Origin of the sequence: Amycolatopsis sp. VS8301801F10 (assembly GCF_046195355.1) — a bacterium.
GTDB lineage: Bacteria > Actinomycetota > Actinomycetes > Mycobacteriales > Pseudonocardiaceae > Amycolatopsis.
In genome coordinates, this window is the sequence record NZ_CP176065.1 from 3,536,459 (window position 1) to 3,551,212 (window position 14,754).

Below are 14,754 nucleotides of genomic sequence, written 5' to 3' on the forward strand. Positions count from 1 at the left end.
CCGTGTCGGAGGAAACCGGAAGGACTTCGGAGAGCCGCTCGATGAGCCGCCGCACCCGAGTTCTTACGCTAACCGGCAGGACGGACGGAGCGGTTCGTCCCCGCGGCGGGCAACCGGCCGCTCGCAGGAAGGAACGACTGCAGTGACGGAGCGCCTATTCGAGCACGACCGGCGGGCCTCGACGCGCCGCTCGGTGACCGGCGGCGTGCTCAAAGCGACCCTGCTCGCCGGGCTCACGCTGATCTTCGTTTATCCGGTCGCGATGATCGTGCTCGGCGCCTTCCGCGACGGGCTGCCCTCGGACAACATGCCGTTCACGACGAGCGGCCTGCTCGCCGCGTTCGAGTCCCCGGAAACGTGGCACACGCTGTGGAACTCGATCGTGCTGGTCGTCGTGTGCGGCACGATCTCGGTGGCCGGCGGCGGCCTGTTCGCCTGGATCGCGGCCAACACGAACGTGCCCGGCCGCACCCTGCTCACCCCGATCATGGTGATCAACCTCTTCGTCCCGCCGCTGTTTCACACGCTCGGCTGGATCATGCTCGGCAACGCGCAGAACGGGCTGCTCAACCAGCTCGGCCGCGCGCTCGGCACGCACGGGCCGCTGATCAACATCCAGGGCTGGGGCGGGCTGATCCTGCTGACTTCGCTCGGTTATATGCCGTTCGCGTACCTGCTGCTGCTCGGCGCGTTCAAGAACCGCGACCAGTCGCTCGACGAGGCCGCGGCGATCAGCGGCGCGGGAACGGTGCGGACGTTCTTCACCATCACCATCCCGTCGGTCGGCCCGGCGATCACCGGCGCGGCGCTGCTGATCGCGGTGCTGGTGTTCCAGTCGTTCGACGGACCGCAGCTGATCGGCAGGCAGGCGGGGATTTACGTGTTCTCGACGCAGATATATCACTACGTGCGGGATGAGGCGCCAGCCGAATACACCAAGGCGTTCGCGCTGTCCCTCGTGCTGATCCTGCTGGTGCTGCTGCTGTTCCTCGCGCAGCGCTGGATGCTGCGCGGCCGCAGCTTCACCACGCTCACCGGCAAGACGTCCCGGCGCGATCCGCAGGAGCTGGGCCCGATCCGGTGGGTGCTGTCCGCGCTGATCGTCGTGGTGGTGCTGCTGAACTTCCTGCTGCCGCTGTTCGCGATGGTGCTCGGCAGCCTCCAGCCGATCTTCGGGGTGATGAGCACCGGGCTGACCCTCGACAACTACGTCACGATGCTCACCGACCCGCAGTTCAGCTCGAGCCTGGCGCTCACCGCGTGGCTCGCGGTCATCGGCGGCTTCGGGTCGATCTCGATCGCGCTGCTCACGACCTACGTCACCGCGCGGCGCCGGGGATTCCTGCGCAGCTACACCTCGTTCGCGGTCTGGATCCCGTGGGCGCTGCCCGGGGTCGTGCTCGGCCTGGCCTACATGTTCGCCGTGCTCTACCTCCCGGCCTTCCGCGGGCTCTACGGTTCGGCGTTCCTGATGACGCTCGTGCTGGTCGTCGCCACGATCCCGGTGTCGAGCCGGATCGCCGAGGGCGCGCTCGCCCAGCTGTCCCCCGAACTCGAGGAAGCCGGCCGGATGTCCGGCGCGAGCGCGGGACGGGTGCTGGTGACCATCGTGCTGCGCCTGGTGATCCCGAGCTTCCTGGCCGGCTGGTTCCTTTCCGCGCTGTTCATCTCGGGCAACCTCGCCGTGCCGATGCTGCTCGCGCCGCCCGGCCTGGAACCGGTGTCGCTGACCGCCTTCCAGCAGTTCCTCACCGGTGAGATGTCACGGGGCGCGGCACTGTTCATGATCATCCTCCTCGCCGCGTTCGCCGTCCTCGCGCTCGCCGCGGTGTCCGTCAAGCTCGGCGGCCGGTTCCTCGGCCGCGACCGTTCCGCAGGTCCGCTCTCCCGCCTCACCCCCTGATCCGAGAGGAAGAACAATGAAGTTCTCCCGTACGAAACTGCGCGCGCCGGCGTTGGCGCTCACCGCCGGCCTGCTCGCCTCGCTGACCGCCTGCGCGTCGGCGGGCGCGACCAAGTCGAGTACTCCAGTCGAGGTCCCTGGTGCGTCAGCCGAGGCCAACAAATATATGAACGAGCTGTACGACAAGGCGTTCGCGGCCAACCACACCCAGCTCGTGCTGTACGGACCCGGCGTGACCGCGAACCAGGCGATGAACGACGTGTTCACCAAACGCTTCCCCGGGATCAAGCTGCTCCCGCAGGACCAGGCGGACGCGCAGATCCTCACCAAGCTGGACACCGAGGCGCAGAGCGGCAACCGGATCGCGGACATCTACGTCGGCGGCGAATCCCCGCAGGCGGCCGCGAAACCGAACATCTGCACTCCGGCGGACGTGCGCACGGCCGATCCGGGGTTCAAGATCCCGACCGACAACGACGGCAGGCTCACCTACTTCGCCTTGCGCTACTTCGGGTTCGTCTACAACACCGACCAGGTGCAGAAGCAGGACGCGCCGAAGAACTGGCACGACCTGCTCGACCCGAAGTGGAAGGGCAAGATCGCGGTCGGCGACATGACCGTGCCCGGCGGCATCCGGTACATCCTCGAATCGCTGATGCTGCCCGAGAACGAGAAGAAGTGGGGCCGCTCCTACCTCGAGAAGCTCGCCGCGCAGGATCTGCAGATATCTCAATCCGAGCCGATGGTGCCCACAGATGTCGCCAGCGGCCGGTTCCCGGTCGGCATCGCGGTATATCAGGGCTACTTCGAGGCGCAGAAGCAGAAGGGCGCGCCGATCGAGATGGTGTTCCCGCTCGAGGACGGCGGAAACTACATGGCGCGCTCGGCGCTGTGCGTGATCAAGGACGCGCCGCACTCCCAGGCGGCCCAGCTGTACGTCAACTGGCTGTACTCGCCGGAAGGCCAGAAAGCCCTGGCGGAGAAGGACAATTCCTACGGCCGCACTCCGACCGCGCCCGGCCCGCCCGGACTGCCGTCGCTGGACAAGCTGCCGCGGCTGCCGTTCTCGAACCCGGACCCCGCGTTCAACAAGCCCTACTTCGACTTCATCACCCAGGCGTTCAAGAAGTAGCACCTCGCCTCCCGGCCGAAGAGAAAGCGCAGGTCACGATGACCGAGGTCCAGGTATCCGGACTGACCAAGAAGTACGGCGCGAAGGCGGCGCTGCACGAACTGGACCTGACGATCGAGTCGGGGCAGTTCGTGACGCTGCTCGGCCCCTCGGGCTGCGGCAAGACCACGACGTTGCGCTGCCTGGCCGGGCTGGAGCGGCCGACGTCCGGCCGGATCGTCATGGGCGACCGGGTCGTGGTCGACACCGCGCGGCGCACGTTCGTGCCCGCGGACAAACGCAAGGTCGGCATGGTGTTCCAGAGCTATGCGCTCTGGCCGCACCTGAGCGTCACCGACAACGTCGCGTATCCGCTGAAGGTGGCCCGGATGCCCGGCCGGGAGCGCGCGCAGCGGGTGCGGGAAATGCTGGACGCGGTCGGTCTTTCCGATCTCGGGAAACGTTCGGTCACCGCTTTGTCGGGCGGTCAGCAGCAGCGCGTGGCACTCGCCCGTGCGCTGGCCGCCCGGCCGGGGATCATTTTCTACGACGAACCGTTGTCCAATTTGGACAGCAAACTGCGGTATCAGATGGGCCAGCAGGTGCGCTCGCTGCACAACCGGTTCGAGACGACGTCGGTCTACGTGACGCACGACCAGGAGGAAGCGATCACGCTGTCCGACCGGATCATCGTGATGAGCGAGGGCGTCATCGTCCAGTCCGGCACGCCGAGCGACCTGTACGACCGCCCGAATTCGGCGTATGTCGCGGATTTCATGGGATTTCAGAACATTCTTCCCGGAACCGTCACCGGGGTGCGCGGCAAAACCGCCGAGGTGCGGGTCGACGACACCTCGCTGGTCTTTTCCGGGATCACGACCGGCGAAGTTTCGCTCGGGGACCGGGCCGACATCGCGTTCCGCGCGGCGCACGCCCGGCTGTCCTCGGAGGGTTCGGGGGTTCCCGGCGCGTTTCGCGGGACTGTCGAGCGCACCACTTATCTCGGCAGCGCCGTCAACCTCCTCGTCCGCGCGGACGGCCTCCCGATGCGCGTGCGCACCGAAACGGCCGAACTGTCCGCGGAATCCGTCCCGACCGCGGGCGAGGAACACACTTTCGCGGTCAGCCCCGACCGCGCCGTCGTCATCCCGCACGAGAACGCGGCTCCCTCCGACGACGATTACCTGACCACGATGACCGATGCCGCCGTCGCGCCCCGCTGACGCCGGACGAAGGGAAGAATCCGTGCCCGCTTTGCCCACTCCTCGTTCCGACGGGCCGCGGATCCGTGAACTCGCCGAGATCGGCGGGCGCACCGACACCCGCGACGTGCTCGCCCACGCGACCAAACAGGCCGAACGGGAGTACGACGACTATTTCATCGTCGACATCGACGCGCACGTCTCGGAAGACCATTTCTGGGGCGAGGTGCTGGAACTCATCGACAACGACGTGTGGCGCCAGATCGGCATGGACCAGTTCGGGAAGTTCGCCGGCAACAACGCATTGCTGAACATCCAGCCTGGTATGTCACACCAGAGCGTTGGCGGACGGATCGGGCACCAGGGCCGCAAAGAGCCGCTCGACGGGGTGGACGGGCATCCCTTCGTCGCCGCTGCTCGCCGCGGCATGGACGCGATGGGGCTGGACTACCAGGTCGTGTTCCCGAGCGCGATGCTGTTGCTGGGCATGCATCCGCAGGACGAGATCGAGGTCGTGCTCGGCCGGGCGTTCAACCGCTGGCTGACTGAAGTCGTTCTGCCGCAGGACGATCGGCTCAAGGGCATGTTGTATCTGCCGTACAACACGCCGGAGGTTTGCGAGGAGCTCGTCGAGAAGTACGCCGACAACGCCGGGATTATCGGGTACACGGTGTGTTCGACGCGCAACAATCCAGTGCATTCGGATGTCTACACCCGGTTGTACAAGCTGATCGAGGACAGCGGTAAGCCGCTCGCGTTCCACTCCGGGTATCACTGGGGGGATCCGTCGTTCGCTCAGCTGAACCGGTTCTTGTCGATGCACGCGTTGTCCTTTACGCATTACAACCAGATTCATGTGACGAACTGGATCATCAACGCGATGCCGGAGCGGTTCCCACGGCTGAAGATGGTGTGGGTGGAGAGCGGGCTCGCGTGGATCCCGTTCCTGATGCAGCGGCTCGACCACGAGGTGCTGATGCGTCCCAGCGAGGCACCGGGGCTGACTCGGTTGCCCAGCGAGTACATGAAGGACATGTGGTATACGAGCCAGCCGATGGAGCGTACCAGCATGGAGTTGCTGGAGGCCGGGATGAAGGCGTTCAACGCGGAGACGCAGTTGTTGTATTCGTCGGACTGGCCGCATTGGGACTGGGACGCGCCGTCGACCATCACGCGGCTGCCGTTTTTGTCTGAGCAGGCCAAGCGGAACATCCTTGGGCTTAACGCCGCCCGGGTTTTCAATCTTCCTACTGACCGCCGGAAGCCCGCCGCGCAGAGCGTGCTCCGTGAGCGTCCGGGGGTTTCGTGATCATGACATCTGAACTGACGTCGTTGGTATCTCGGCTCGGGCCGTTGACATCTGAGATCGCTTCCGGGGACCAAGCCGCCGCGGTGGCCGATGAGGAGATCGCTGATGTGTTGTACGCGGCGGCTCGGTTGTTCTCCGCCAAGACTGATCGGGTGGGGAAGATTTCCTGGCCGATTCGCGAGGACGCGTTGACTGCTACGGAGACTGTGGTTCTGGTTACCGCGTTGCTGGACGCCGCGGATGTCAATCTTTTCGATATGGCGATCTGGTATCGGAGGGCCGAATGAGTGCGGTGCGGCGAGAGGTCGTTGTCGCCGGGTTCGCGGATCTCCAGGCGCGGGGGCGGATCGTGGTGGAGGTCGACGGGCTGGAGGTGGGGGTTTACTTTCATGCCGGGGAGGTGCGGGCTTGGCATAATGTGTGTCCGCATCAGGGCGGGCCGGTGTGCCAGGGGAAGATCATGCCTCGGACTGTTCAGCCGGTTCGGGAGGATCGGAAGAGCGCTGGGCCTGCGTTTCATCCGGCTGATCGGAATATTGTTTGCCCTTGGCATGGGTTTGAGTTCGATGTGTTGACTGGGCGGCATCCGGCGGATGGGCGGGTGGGGTTGCGGGGGGTTCCGGTTCGGGTGGTGGGGGATGAGGTTGTGGTGACTGTGTGAAGTGTGGGGCGGCGGCTCGTCGCCTGGCGGCGACATTGCGCCCGGGTGGTTGCGTGGGCCCCCCGATTTTTTAGTGTGACTACGGCGCTGGGGTGCTTGTCAAGGCGGGAAAGATGCCTTGACAAGCACCCCAGCGCCGTGTTTTTGGCTGTGTATCGGGGGTGGGGGAGGGGTGGGTGCCTCGCTTTTGGGTGCACCGGTGCGGTTGGGGGTGGGTGCCGCGTTTGTTTGGGTGCGGTTGGGGGGTGGGGGAGAGGCGTCCTGGCGGACGCTTTGCTTCTGGGTCAGAGTGTGTTCGGGTCTATTTCTACTGCGGCGAAAAGGGTTCTCGCGCAAAGATCTCGCAGTTCTTCCGTGCTGATCTTGGGCTCGTCCAGCCAGTCGAGAATCAGTGTCGCCACAAACGAAAGCCATCCTCGGACTGCCAGGCGGGTCGTTGGCGTGACTGGGCGCAGCAGGCTCACCGCGGACAGGATTCGCTCGGCGTTGGCTGCCATTCCTGCTTCGCAGATTTCCCGGATCTCGCGGTCGGCGTCGCCTGCGCTTCGGTGCACGATGCGGTAGCCGTCGGGGTGGGTGCGGGCGAACTCGAGGTATACCTCCAGTCCGGCGCGCAGCTGCTCGGCCACTGGCAGCGCGGGGTCGGGTTCGCTCATCTTCAGCAGCTGGTCGCGCTGCTCGCGGACGATCGCGGCGAAGAAATCCTTCTTCGTGGGGAAGTAGTGGTACAGCAAACCGCGCGAGACGCCGGCGATTTCGGCTACCTCTTCGATCCACACCTCGTCGTACGGGCGGCCCGCGAACAGGCCTGCTCCGATGGTCAGCAGCTGTTCGCGCCGCTGCTCCGTGCTCAGGCGCGTCCGCATCCTCCCAGCTTACTTGACACCGGTTCAGCAGCGGGGGATCGTGACCCTATTGGATGTGGGTTCAGTAGGGGAGCGACACGTTGGACACCACCGCGATTCCGCACCGTCCGGGGCGGCTGCCCGTCGTCGGCGACCTGCTCGGGGCCAGTTTTCGCACACCGCTGCAGGGGACCATGCGCGCCGGCGAGAAGCTCGGGCCGATTTTCACCCGCAAGTTCTTCGGTCTCGAGATCGTGTTCGTCACCGGGGTCGGCCTGGTCACCGAGCTGAACGACGAGACGAAGTTCGGCAAGCACGTCGGGCTCGGTGTCGAGCGGTTGCGCGCGGTCGCGGGCGACGGGCTGTTCACCGCGCACACCCGCGAGCCGAACTGGCGGCTGGCCCACGACATCCTGCAGCCCGCGTTCTCCGCGGAATCGATGCGCCGCTACCACTCGACGATGCTCGAGGTCGTCGGCGAGCTGACCGCGGCGTGGGACCGCGCGACCGGGCCGGTCGACGTCGCCGCCGACATGACGCGGCTGACCCTCGAGACGATCGGCCTCGCCGGTTTCGGCTACCGGTTCGGGTCGTTCGAACGCGCTGAACCGCATCCGTTCGTCACCGCGATGATCCGGGCGCTGCGGTTCGCGCAGCTGGAGAACGTGAAGATCCCGTTCGTACGGCGCGTGCTGGCCGGGTCGGCGGCGCAGAACCAGGCTGACATCGCGACCATGACGGATCTGGTCGACGAGGTCATCGAGACGCGCCGACGCGAGGGCGGCGAAGCCCGCGATCTGCTCGGCCTGATGCTTACCGAGGGCCACCCCGCGACGGGCGAGCAGCTCGATCCGGTGAACATTCGCAACCAGGCGATCACGTTCGTCGTCGCGGGCCACGAGACGACGTCCGGCGCGCTGTCGTTCGCGTTGTACTACTTGACGCGCCACCCCGAGCTGATGGAGAAGGCCCGCACCGAAGTCGACGCGGTGTGGGGCGATCGCGAACCGGCCTTCGGGGACGTCGCGAAGCTGCGGTACGTCCGCCGGGTGCTCGACGAGGCGATGCGGCTGTGGCCGACCGCGCCCGGCTACTCCCGGGAAGCGCGCGAAGACGTGGTGCTGGGCGGGAAATACCCGATGCGCAAGGGCGATTCGGTCATCGTCCCGCTGCCGATGCTCCACCGCGACCCGACGGTATGGGGGCCGGATCCGGAGAAATTCGACCCGGACCGCTTCGAGCCGGCTGCGGTGCGGAAGCGTCCGGCGCAAGCGTACAAACCGTTCGGCACCGGGGAACGCGCGTGCATTGGCCGCCAGTTCGCGCTGCACGAAGCGGTGCTGGCGTTGGGGATCATGCTGCAGCGCTACGACTTCGAAGCAGATCCGGCGTACGAGCTGAAGATCGTCGAATCTCTGACGCTGAAGCCGAGCGGGTTCACCGTCCGGCCGCGAATCCGGCAGCGGGCGGCGGTGCTGGCCAGCTGACGCTGGTTCCCCGGACAGCGTTTCGGGCATCGGGACGCTGTTTCTGTTTCAGTCTGCCGAGTAGTGCACCTTTCCCGGGCAGAGCCGCCGCGCTACGATCAGGGCAGTCGTACAGGACGATCGCCCTGTACGGCTGCCCAGGGCGATCGACCAGGAGAAAGCGGATGAGTTCACCGGCGGCGGCACGCGGACGCGACGTGCGGCAGCGGCTGCTGGCAGCGGCCACCGAGCTGGTGCCGGAACGCGGCTGGACGGCGGTGAGCACCCGGGTGCTGGCGGACCGGGCCGGGGTGACGCCGAGCGTGGTGCACTACCACTTCCCGTCGCTGCAGGCGTTGCTGCGCGAGGCGGTTCTCGACGCGATGCGCGAGGTGCTGGAGAGCGTCGGCCCCTCGCTGGCCGCGACGCAGAACCCGGCTGACCTGGTGACTGCGCTGTTCAGGTCGGTCGAGCCGTACACCGGGGTGGACCCGTTGTCGGTGCTGTTCGTCGAGGCGTATCTGGCGGCGCGGCGCGACGACGAGCTTCGGGACCAGATCGGGGGACTGCTCCTGGCGTTCCGCGCGCAGCTCAGCCGCTGGCTCGCCGAACGCGGAGTTCCCGAACCGGACGCGACCACGGAGGTGCTGGTGGCGACCATCGACGGCTTGCTCCTGCACCGCGGTCTCGCTCCCGGGGGAGACCCGGCGGCGGTCAACGCTGTCCTGCGGGGGCTGGTCACGCGATCCCAGGGAGGCGAAGTGCGCTGAGAATCCGGAGGTCTCTGCTGGACTGCGACCAGACCGCCCAGGTTGAGATATCAACGTGGAGCACAGGCCGTGCCACGCTGGTCGGAGACGCGGCGTGCACTGTCGCTGCTGGCCGGACAGGGAGCGTCGCTGGGCATGTCCGTACTGGCCGATCAGCTGAACCGCGCGTCGTCGATTTCCGAAGGACTGTTGGGATGCGAACGGCTGTGGCGTCCCGTCGGTCGCCGGGAATTGACCGATTCGTAGCCGGGAGTTCGACCGGGAAATCCACCGCGCTCATGACGAACCCGCATCATTCGGCCAGGGAAGGAGTCCGCCCGTGAACCCGATCGCGCGCACGGTCTTCAAGGCGCCGGCGAAGCTGTACGACCGTGAACTGGGATGGTTGCTGGGCAAGCGTTTCCTGTGCCTGACCCACGTCGGCCGCAAATCCGGCCGCCGGTACCGCACGGTGCTGGAGGTGATTGGAGTCCGTCCGCGAACCGGCGAAGTGCTGGCCATCGCCGGATTGGGCCCGTCGTCCGACTGGTACCGCAACCTCCAGGCAGCCCCGGCGGCGGAGGTCGCGATCGGCCGGCGGAAATTCGTCCCCGCGCACCGCGTCCTCGACGAATCCGAAGCAGCCGACGCGATCGCCGACTACGAACGGCGCAACCGGCTGCTGCGGCCGATTCTGCATCCGGTGCTGAGCAAACTGCTGGGCTGGCGCTACGACGGCTCCGACGCGGCGCGGCTCCGGATGGTCCAGCAGCTGCCGATCGTCGCCTTCCGCCCGCGCGGCGCGACCACATCCGATCAAGAAGGTACCGACCACTGATGAACTACATCGCCGAACTGCGCGAACTCGTCGGCGCCCGCCCGCTGATCCTGCCCGGAACGTCGGTGCTGATCGCCGACGAGCGCGGCAGGCTGCTGCTGGTGTTCCGCGGGGAAAGCCAGGACTGGGGACTGCCCGGCGGATTCCTCGACCCCGGCGAGTCCTTCGAGGACGCGGGCCGCCGCGAGGTGCGGGAGGAAATCGGCCTGACGGTGCGGGACCTCGAACTGTTCGGCGTCTACTCCGGACCGGAGTACTTCTACCGGTACCCGCACGGCGACGAGGTCCACAACGTCACCGCCGCGTTCACCGCGACCGTCGAAAACACCGAGGTCACCGTGGACGGCACGGAAATCACCGGCTACGAGTTCTTCGCACTGGACCGGCTCCCGGACGACCTCATCTCCCCGGAACGGCCCATCGTGGAGGACTACGCGAAGCGGTTCGGCGGGTAGACGGGGCGGTTGTCCGCGACGAGGAATGCTGGGGTAATGCGCTCGGCCGGGTGTGGGTGGGGCGTTTTGTTGAATGCGGCGTCGGGGGCGAGTGCCGGAGTCGGTGGACCCGGCGGCGGCCGCTTGGCGCGGATTTCAGACCGTCGGGAGGATCCCGCCGTCGACCCGGAATTCCGCGCCCGTCAGCCATTTCGCCCGGCTGGAGGCGAGAAACACGATCATCTCCGCCGCGTCGGACGGATCGCCCGGCCGTCCCATCGGAACGTCCAGCCGGTCCACGATCCGCTGCTGAATTTCGTCCACGCCAACGCCTTCCCGCGCCGCGAGCTGCTGAAGATGTGCGACCGCGCCCTCCGTGGCGACAAACCCCGGCACCACGCACACGACCCGGACACCCTGTGTGCTGACCTCCGTCGCCAGTGAGCGGCTGTACGCGTTGAGCGCCGCTTTCGCCGCCGCGTAGGAAGCTCCGCCACGTTGCGGCAGGTGGCTCGCGATCGACGACACGTGCACCACCACGCCCGACCCGCGCTCGGTCATTCCCGGCACTAGCGCCCGATCGAGCCGGACCGCGGCCAGCAGGTTCATCTCCAGATCGGCGAGCCAGGACGCGTCGGTCCGCTCCAACGTCGGTGCCGGGCCGGTCGCTGCTCCTGCGTTGTTGACCAGCACGTCGACCCCGCCGACGCTCTCGGTTATCCGGCGGCCGAGGTCGGCCGCGCCGGCTTCGGACGAGAGGTCCGCGGGGAAGAATGTCGCTGGCAGATCGTCCGGCGGAGCGCTGCGCGAGGCTGTCAGCACAGTCGCGCCCGCGGCGGCGAAGCGGCGGACCGTCGCCGCGCCGAGACCGCGGCTGCCGCCGGTGACCAGTACTCGGAGGCCGGCGAGACCCTCGTCCGGACTCCGGAAACTCTACCCTAAACTGAACCTGACTCACCTTATGGAGGTGCGGTGCCTTCCTCACGACCGCTGCGCGCCGACGCACGACGCAACCGCGACGCGCTCCTCGCCGCCGCGCGCGAAGCGTTTCTCGCCGGAGAGGCCGACGCGCATGTGGACGAAATCGCCAAGCGGGCCGGGGTGGCGGTCGGGACGCTTTACCGGCACTTCGAGACGCGCGAAGCCCTCGTCGAGGAGGTCTACCGGCAGGAAGTCGACCAGTTGTGTGCTGTGCCATCTCAACTGCTCCGGCAGCACGCGCCAGCCGAGGCGTTGAGATATTTCCTGCTGCGGCTGGTGGAACACGCGGCCGTCGGGAAGGGAATGGCGGTCGCGCTGGAGAGCATCATGGCGACGGATTCGCCGGTCTTCGAGGACGCCCGTGCTCAGCTGGCCGATGCTCTGGGCCAGCTGCTCGAAGCCGGGGCGGCGGACGGGACGCTCCGTGCCGATGTGGGCGGGCGCACGGTGCTGCGCGCGCTCGGCGGGATCTGCGGGATGCGGCTCGCGGAGGGGTGGGAGGAAGAAGCGGTCCGGATCACCGAAATCCTCTTGGACGGATTGCGGTACCGGGCGCGCGCGAGCGGCCGGGTCCGAACTGGACCGGGAGAATCCGGCTGACCTGACTGCGCATCGGCCAGTGACAGAGCCGGTCGCCGGCGGGCCTCGCCGGGAACGACGAGACCCACCGAACCAGTGCCGGGCTCACCTGTGCGGGGCCTACTTGCCGAGCGCGTCCACCCCGGCCTGCGCGAAGGTCTCGTCCTGCGCACCCGACGGCGCACCGGCCACGCCGACCGCCGCGATCGGGACGTTGTTCGCGTCCACCGGAACCGCTCCGGCGAGGAAGAGGGTGCCCTTGATGTCCTTCAGGGTCGGGGTCTGCTGCAGCCGGCCGGTCAGCTCCGAGGTCTTGGCGTTCCACGAAACCGCGGTGAACGCCTTCTCCTCGGCCGACGAGTACGACTGCGGGCCCGCGCCGTCGCCGCGCAGGGTCACGATGGTGTTGCCGTCGCGGTCGACCACCGCGACCGACACCTTCTGCCCCGCCTTCTCGGCGGCGTTGAGCGCGGCCTGCGCGGCCTTCTGCGCGGCGGCGATCGACAGATGAGTGGTCTGGACCAAGCCCTTCGGCGCGGCCTGCGCGGGCGCGGCGGCGGGAGCGGCGGCGGGTGCGGCGGGTGCGGCCGAAGCGGCCGGGGTGGCGGCGTTGGCGGCCAGCGCCCCGGTGGTCGCGGCTCCGATCACGGCGAGTCCGCCGACGACGGTGGCGATGCGGGTCTTGGCGGTGAAGTTCTTCATCGGGCGCTCCTTGGCTTGTCCGGCTGACGCAGTCATCGTGCGTCGCCGGCCGCCCTCACCGGATCGGAGTCCCGGCTCGCCTCGCGGCGCGGAACGGCCGACACTCGGGTCATCCGATCGGCTGATGCCGACCGGGTTCGCACCGGTCAGGCTCCGGAGCGGAACGGGAAACGGAGGGCGGCGATGACCGATCGGGACGCGCGGTGGCTGGCCGCGACCATGCACACCGCGTTCTTCCTGCTGCTGGTCGCGTCGATCGTGCGGTACCTCGACCACCATCACAGCGAACCGGCCGCACCCTGGGTGATCGCGCTGACCGGCTGCCTCGCCGCGGTCTACGCGGTCGGCCTGGTGCTGCGGGTCACCGGGCCGGAGCAGGTGACCGTGCCATATCTGGCCTGGTTGACCGTCGTGACCGTGCTGTGGGTGGTGCTGGTGCTGCTCGCACCGAGCTTCGCGTGGTGCGCGGTCCCGCTGTTCGTCACCGGCCTCCGCACGCTGCCCACCGGACCCGCGCTGGTGCTCGTGACGCTGGTGACCGCGCTGGTGGTGATCTCGCAGAACCGGCTCTCTAGCGGCTTCGACCCGAACCTGACGATCGTGCCGGTGGCCGTCGCCGCCGTGACCGCCGCGGTGATCACGTACCTGCGGCGGCAGGCGGTGCGGCTGCGCGAAACCGAGCGGCGCGCGGGGATGCTGGACGAACGCCAGCGGCTGTCCCGTGAGATCCACGACGCGCTGGCGCAAGGTCTGTCCAGCCAGGCGATGCTGCTCCAAGCGGCCGACCGGGCGTGGGCCGATCCGGATCTGGCCCGGGAGCATGTGCGTGCGGCACAACAGATCGGCGCGCGAAACCTCGCCGAAGCCCGCGGTCTCGTGCAGGACCTCGCCCCCGCCGACCTCGACGGGCATTCGGTCGAGGAAGCCCTCCGAAACGTCGCGGAGCGCGAACCGCAGCCGGTGCGCGTCCAGGTCGACGGGCCCGCGCGGCCGCTGCCCGGCCGGGTACAGTCCACTTTGGTGCGGATCGCGCAAGGCGCGCTGGCCAACGCGCGCGAACACGCCGACGCGTCGGGAGTGGCGCTCACCCTCACCTACCTCGACGATGAGGTCGTGCTGGACATCACCGACGACGGCCGCGGTTTCGACCCGGCCGCCCCGACCGCCGACGGCCGGGGCCACGGCCTGCCCGCCATGCGCGCGCGGGCGACGCAGCTCGGCGGCCGGTTGACCGTCGAATCCTCGCCCGGACAGGGCACCGCCATTTCGGCCGCGATTCCGTTGGGACCAAGCCATGTCTGACGACCAGCTCATCCGGGTCGTGCTCTGCGACGACCACGCCATGGTCCGGGCCGGCCTGCGTGCGTTGCTGGCCGGTGCCGGCGGGATCGAGGTGATCGGCGAGGCCGCGACCGGGCAGGAGGCGATCAGTCTCGCCGCCGCGTTGCGGCCGGATGTGGTGTTGATGGATTTGCAGCTGGGCGACGGAATGGACGGGGTGGAGGCGATTCGGCGGATTCGGTCCGCCGCGGAGCCGCCTCGGGTGCTGGTATTGACTACTTACGACACCGACGCGGATATCACGCGGTCTATTGCGGCTGGGGCGACCGGATATTTGCTCAAGGCTGAGTCCGCGGATGAGTTGTACGCGGCTATTCGGGCTGCCGCGGCGGGCCGTACTGCGTTGTCGGCGCCGGTGGCGGACCGGATGATGGCGCAGTTGCGGGCTCCTCGGCCGGCCTTGACCGATCGGGAGCGGGATATTCTCGGGCAGCTTGCGCAAGGGGTGGGGAATCGGGAGATCGCGCGCCGGTTGTTTATCAGCGAGGCTACGGTGAAGACCCATTTGGGGCGGATTTACGAGAAGCTGGGGGTGGACACCCGGGCCGGCGCGGTCGCGGTGGCCAAAGAGCAGCGGCTGTTGTCCTGAAGCGCTCGACGGGTCGGGCGGGGGATCGGATTCCAGGAAGGCCT

The 14,754-nt window shown here is 67.9% G+C and carries 17 protein-coding genes; 14 read left to right on the forward strand and 3 right to left on the reverse strand.

The features are described from left to right. The first annotated feature begins 142 nt into the window (after positions 1-142). From F9C11_RS16845 to F9C11_RS16870, 6 genes are read left to right on the forward strand one after another with little or no spacing between them, the layout of a single operon-like run. Positions 143-1,903 (forward strand): ABC transporter permease, encoded by a 1,761-nt coding sequence (locus F9C11_RS16845; protein ID WP_409185812.1) that lies wholly within the window; start codon positions 143-145, stop codon positions 1,901-1,903. 16 nt (positions 1,904-1,919) lie between these two features. Next, positions 1,920-3,035: an ABC transporter substrate-binding protein gene (locus F9C11_RS16850; protein WP_409185813.1), complete on the forward strand. Its 1,116-nt coding sequence runs from the start codon at positions 1,920-1,922 to the stop codon at positions 3,033-3,035. A 38-nt stretch (positions 3,036-3,073) separates the two neighbouring features. After that, entirely contained in the window at positions 3,074-4,237 is a 1,164-nt protein-coding gene (locus F9C11_RS16855) for an ABC transporter ATP-binding protein (RefSeq protein ID WP_409185814.1), read from the forward strand. Positions 4,238-4,259: 22 nt separating this feature from the next. Further along, positions 4,260-5,525 carry an amidohydrolase family protein gene (locus F9C11_RS16860; RefSeq protein WP_409185815.1) on the forward strand — a complete coding sequence of 422 codons (1,266 nt, stop codon included), beginning with the start codon at positions 4,260-4,262 and terminating at the stop codon, positions 5,523-5,525. Between the two features lie 2 nt (positions 5,526-5,527). After that, complete coding sequence (locus tag F9C11_RS16865; RefSeq protein WP_409185816.1) at positions 5,528-5,812, forward strand: hypothetical protein; 285 nt, start codon at positions 5,528-5,530, stop codon at positions 5,810-5,812. Next, complete coding sequence (locus tag F9C11_RS16870; RefSeq protein ID WP_409185817.1) at positions 5,809-6,186, forward strand: Rieske (2Fe-2S) protein; 378 nt, start codon at positions 5,809-5,811, stop codon at positions 6,184-6,186. Before F9C11_RS16865 ends, F9C11_RS16870 begins: the two co-directional genes overlap by 4 nt. A 284-nt stretch (positions 6,187-6,470) precedes the next feature. Here the strand turns inward: F9C11_RS16870 and F9C11_RS16875 are convergent, their stop codons facing one another. Further along, the gene (locus F9C11_RS16875; RefSeq protein WP_409185818.1) at positions 6,471-7,052 is read right to left on the reverse strand and encodes a TetR/AcrR family transcriptional regulator; all 582 of its coding nucleotides are present in this window, start codon (positions 7,050-7,052) and stop codon (positions 6,471-6,473) included. 80 nt (positions 7,053-7,132) lie between these two features. Between F9C11_RS16875 and F9C11_RS16880 the strand changes: the two genes are divergently transcribed. The 5 genes from F9C11_RS16880 to F9C11_RS16900 all read left to right on the forward strand — a co-directional run bounded on the left by F9C11_RS16880 (position 7,133) and on the right by F9C11_RS16900 (position 10,539). After that, on the forward strand, positions 7,133-8,518 hold the full coding sequence (locus tag F9C11_RS16880; RefSeq protein WP_409185819.1) for a cytochrome P450: 1,386 nt from the start codon (positions 7,133-7,135) through the stop codon (positions 8,516-8,518). 164 nt (positions 8,519-8,682) lie between these two features. Continuing rightward, positions 8,683-9,267, forward strand: coding sequence for a TetR/AcrR family transcriptional regulator (locus F9C11_RS16885; protein ID WP_409185820.1), 585 nt, complete (start codon positions 8,683-8,685; stop codon positions 9,265-9,267). Positions 9,268-9,336: 69 nt separating this feature from the next. Next, on the forward strand, positions 9,337-9,513 hold the full coding sequence (locus F9C11_RS16890) for a hypothetical protein (protein ID WP_409185821.1): 177 nt from the start codon (positions 9,337-9,339) through the stop codon (positions 9,511-9,513). 73 nt (positions 9,514-9,586) lie between these two features. Continuing rightward, the gene (locus F9C11_RS16895) at positions 9,587-10,084 is read left to right on the forward strand and encodes a nitroreductase family deazaflavin-dependent oxidoreductase (protein WP_409185822.1); all 498 of its coding nucleotides are present in this window, start codon (positions 9,587-9,589) and stop codon (positions 10,082-10,084) included. Beyond that, positions 10,084-10,539 carry an NUDIX hydrolase gene (locus tag F9C11_RS16900; protein ID WP_409185823.1) on the forward strand — a complete coding sequence of 152 codons (456 nt, stop codon included), beginning with the start codon at positions 10,084-10,086 and terminating at the stop codon, positions 10,537-10,539. The genes F9C11_RS16895 and F9C11_RS16900 overlap by 1 nt, the downstream gene beginning before the upstream one ends. 135 nt (positions 10,540-10,674) lie before the next feature. Here F9C11_RS16900 and F9C11_RS16905 read toward each other — a convergent pair whose 3' ends face one another. Beyond that, a complete protein-coding gene (locus F9C11_RS16905) occupies positions 10,675-11,409 on the reverse strand; it encodes an oxidoreductase (RefSeq protein WP_409186922.1) in 735 nt (244 codons plus the stop codon). Between the two features lie 81 nt (positions 11,410-11,490). Between F9C11_RS16905 and F9C11_RS16910 the strand changes: the two genes are divergently transcribed. Next, positions 11,491-12,099 carry a TetR/AcrR family transcriptional regulator gene (locus F9C11_RS16910; RefSeq protein ID WP_409185824.1) on the forward strand — a complete coding sequence of 203 codons (609 nt, stop codon included), beginning with the start codon at positions 11,491-11,493 and terminating at the stop codon, positions 12,097-12,099. Between the two features lie 99 nt (positions 12,100-12,198). Here the strand turns inward: F9C11_RS16910 and F9C11_RS16915 are convergent, their stop codons facing one another. Continuing rightward, positions 12,199-12,780 carry a GlcG/HbpS family heme-binding protein gene (locus tag F9C11_RS16915; protein WP_409185825.1) on the reverse strand — a complete coding sequence of 194 codons (582 nt, stop codon included), beginning with the start codon at positions 12,778-12,780 and terminating at the stop codon, positions 12,199-12,201. Positions 12,781-12,963: 183 nt separating this feature from the next. Here F9C11_RS16915 and F9C11_RS16920 point away from each other — a divergent pair, with 183 nt between their 5' ends. Both F9C11_RS16920 and F9C11_RS16925 read left to right on the forward strand, forming a co-directional pair. Next, positions 12,964-14,082, forward strand: coding sequence for a sensor histidine kinase (locus F9C11_RS16920; protein ID WP_409185826.1), 1,119 nt, complete (start codon positions 12,964-12,966; stop codon positions 14,080-14,082). Beyond that, the gene (locus tag F9C11_RS16925; protein ID WP_409185827.1) at positions 14,075-14,710 is read left to right on the forward strand and encodes a response regulator; all 636 of its coding nucleotides are present in this window, start codon (positions 14,075-14,077) and stop codon (positions 14,708-14,710) included. The genes F9C11_RS16920 and F9C11_RS16925 overlap by 8 nt, the downstream gene beginning before the upstream one ends. The last annotated feature ends 44 nt before the right edge of the window (positions 14,711-14,754 follow it).

Excerpts from the sequence above, each read along its gene's own strand:
- F9C11_RS16920 (WP_409185826.1), top strand. The coding sequence starts at position 12,964 with ATGACCGATCGGGACGCGCGGTGGCTGGCCGCGACCATGCACACCGCG.
- F9C11_RS16885 (WP_409185820.1), top strand. The coding sequence starts at position 8,683 with ATGAGTTCACCGGCGGCGGCACGCGGACGCGACGTGCGGCAGCGGCTG.
- F9C11_RS16925 (WP_409185827.1), top strand. The coding sequence starts at position 14,075 with ATGTCTGACGACCAGCTCATCCGGGTCGTGCTCTGCGACGACCACGCC.
- F9C11_RS16850 (WP_409185813.1), top strand. The coding sequence starts at position 1,920 with ATGAAGTTCTCCCGTACGAAACTGCGCGCGCCGGCGTTGGCGCTCACC.
- F9C11_RS16915 (WP_409185825.1), bottom strand. The coding sequence starts at position 12,780 with ATGAAGAACTTCACCGCCAAGACCCGCATCGCCACCGTCGTCGGCGGA.
- F9C11_RS16865 (WP_409185816.1), top strand. The coding sequence starts at position 5,528 with ATGACATCTGAACTGACGTCGTTGGTATCTCGGCTCGGGCCGTTGACA.
- F9C11_RS16875 (WP_409185818.1), bottom strand. The coding sequence starts at position 7,052 with ATGCGGACGCGCCTGAGCACGGAGCAGCGGCGCGAACAGCTGCTGACC.
- F9C11_RS16855 (WP_409185814.1), top strand. The coding sequence starts at position 3,074 with ATGACCGAGGTCCAGGTATCCGGACTGACCAAGAAGTACGGCGCGAAG.
- F9C11_RS16870 (WP_409185817.1), top strand. The coding sequence starts at position 5,809 with ATGAGTGCGGTGCGGCGAGAGGTCGTTGTCGCCGGGTTCGCGGATCTC.
- F9C11_RS16900 (WP_409185823.1), top strand. The coding sequence starts at position 10,084 with ATGAACTACATCGCCGAACTGCGCGAACTCGTCGGCGCCCGCCCGCTG.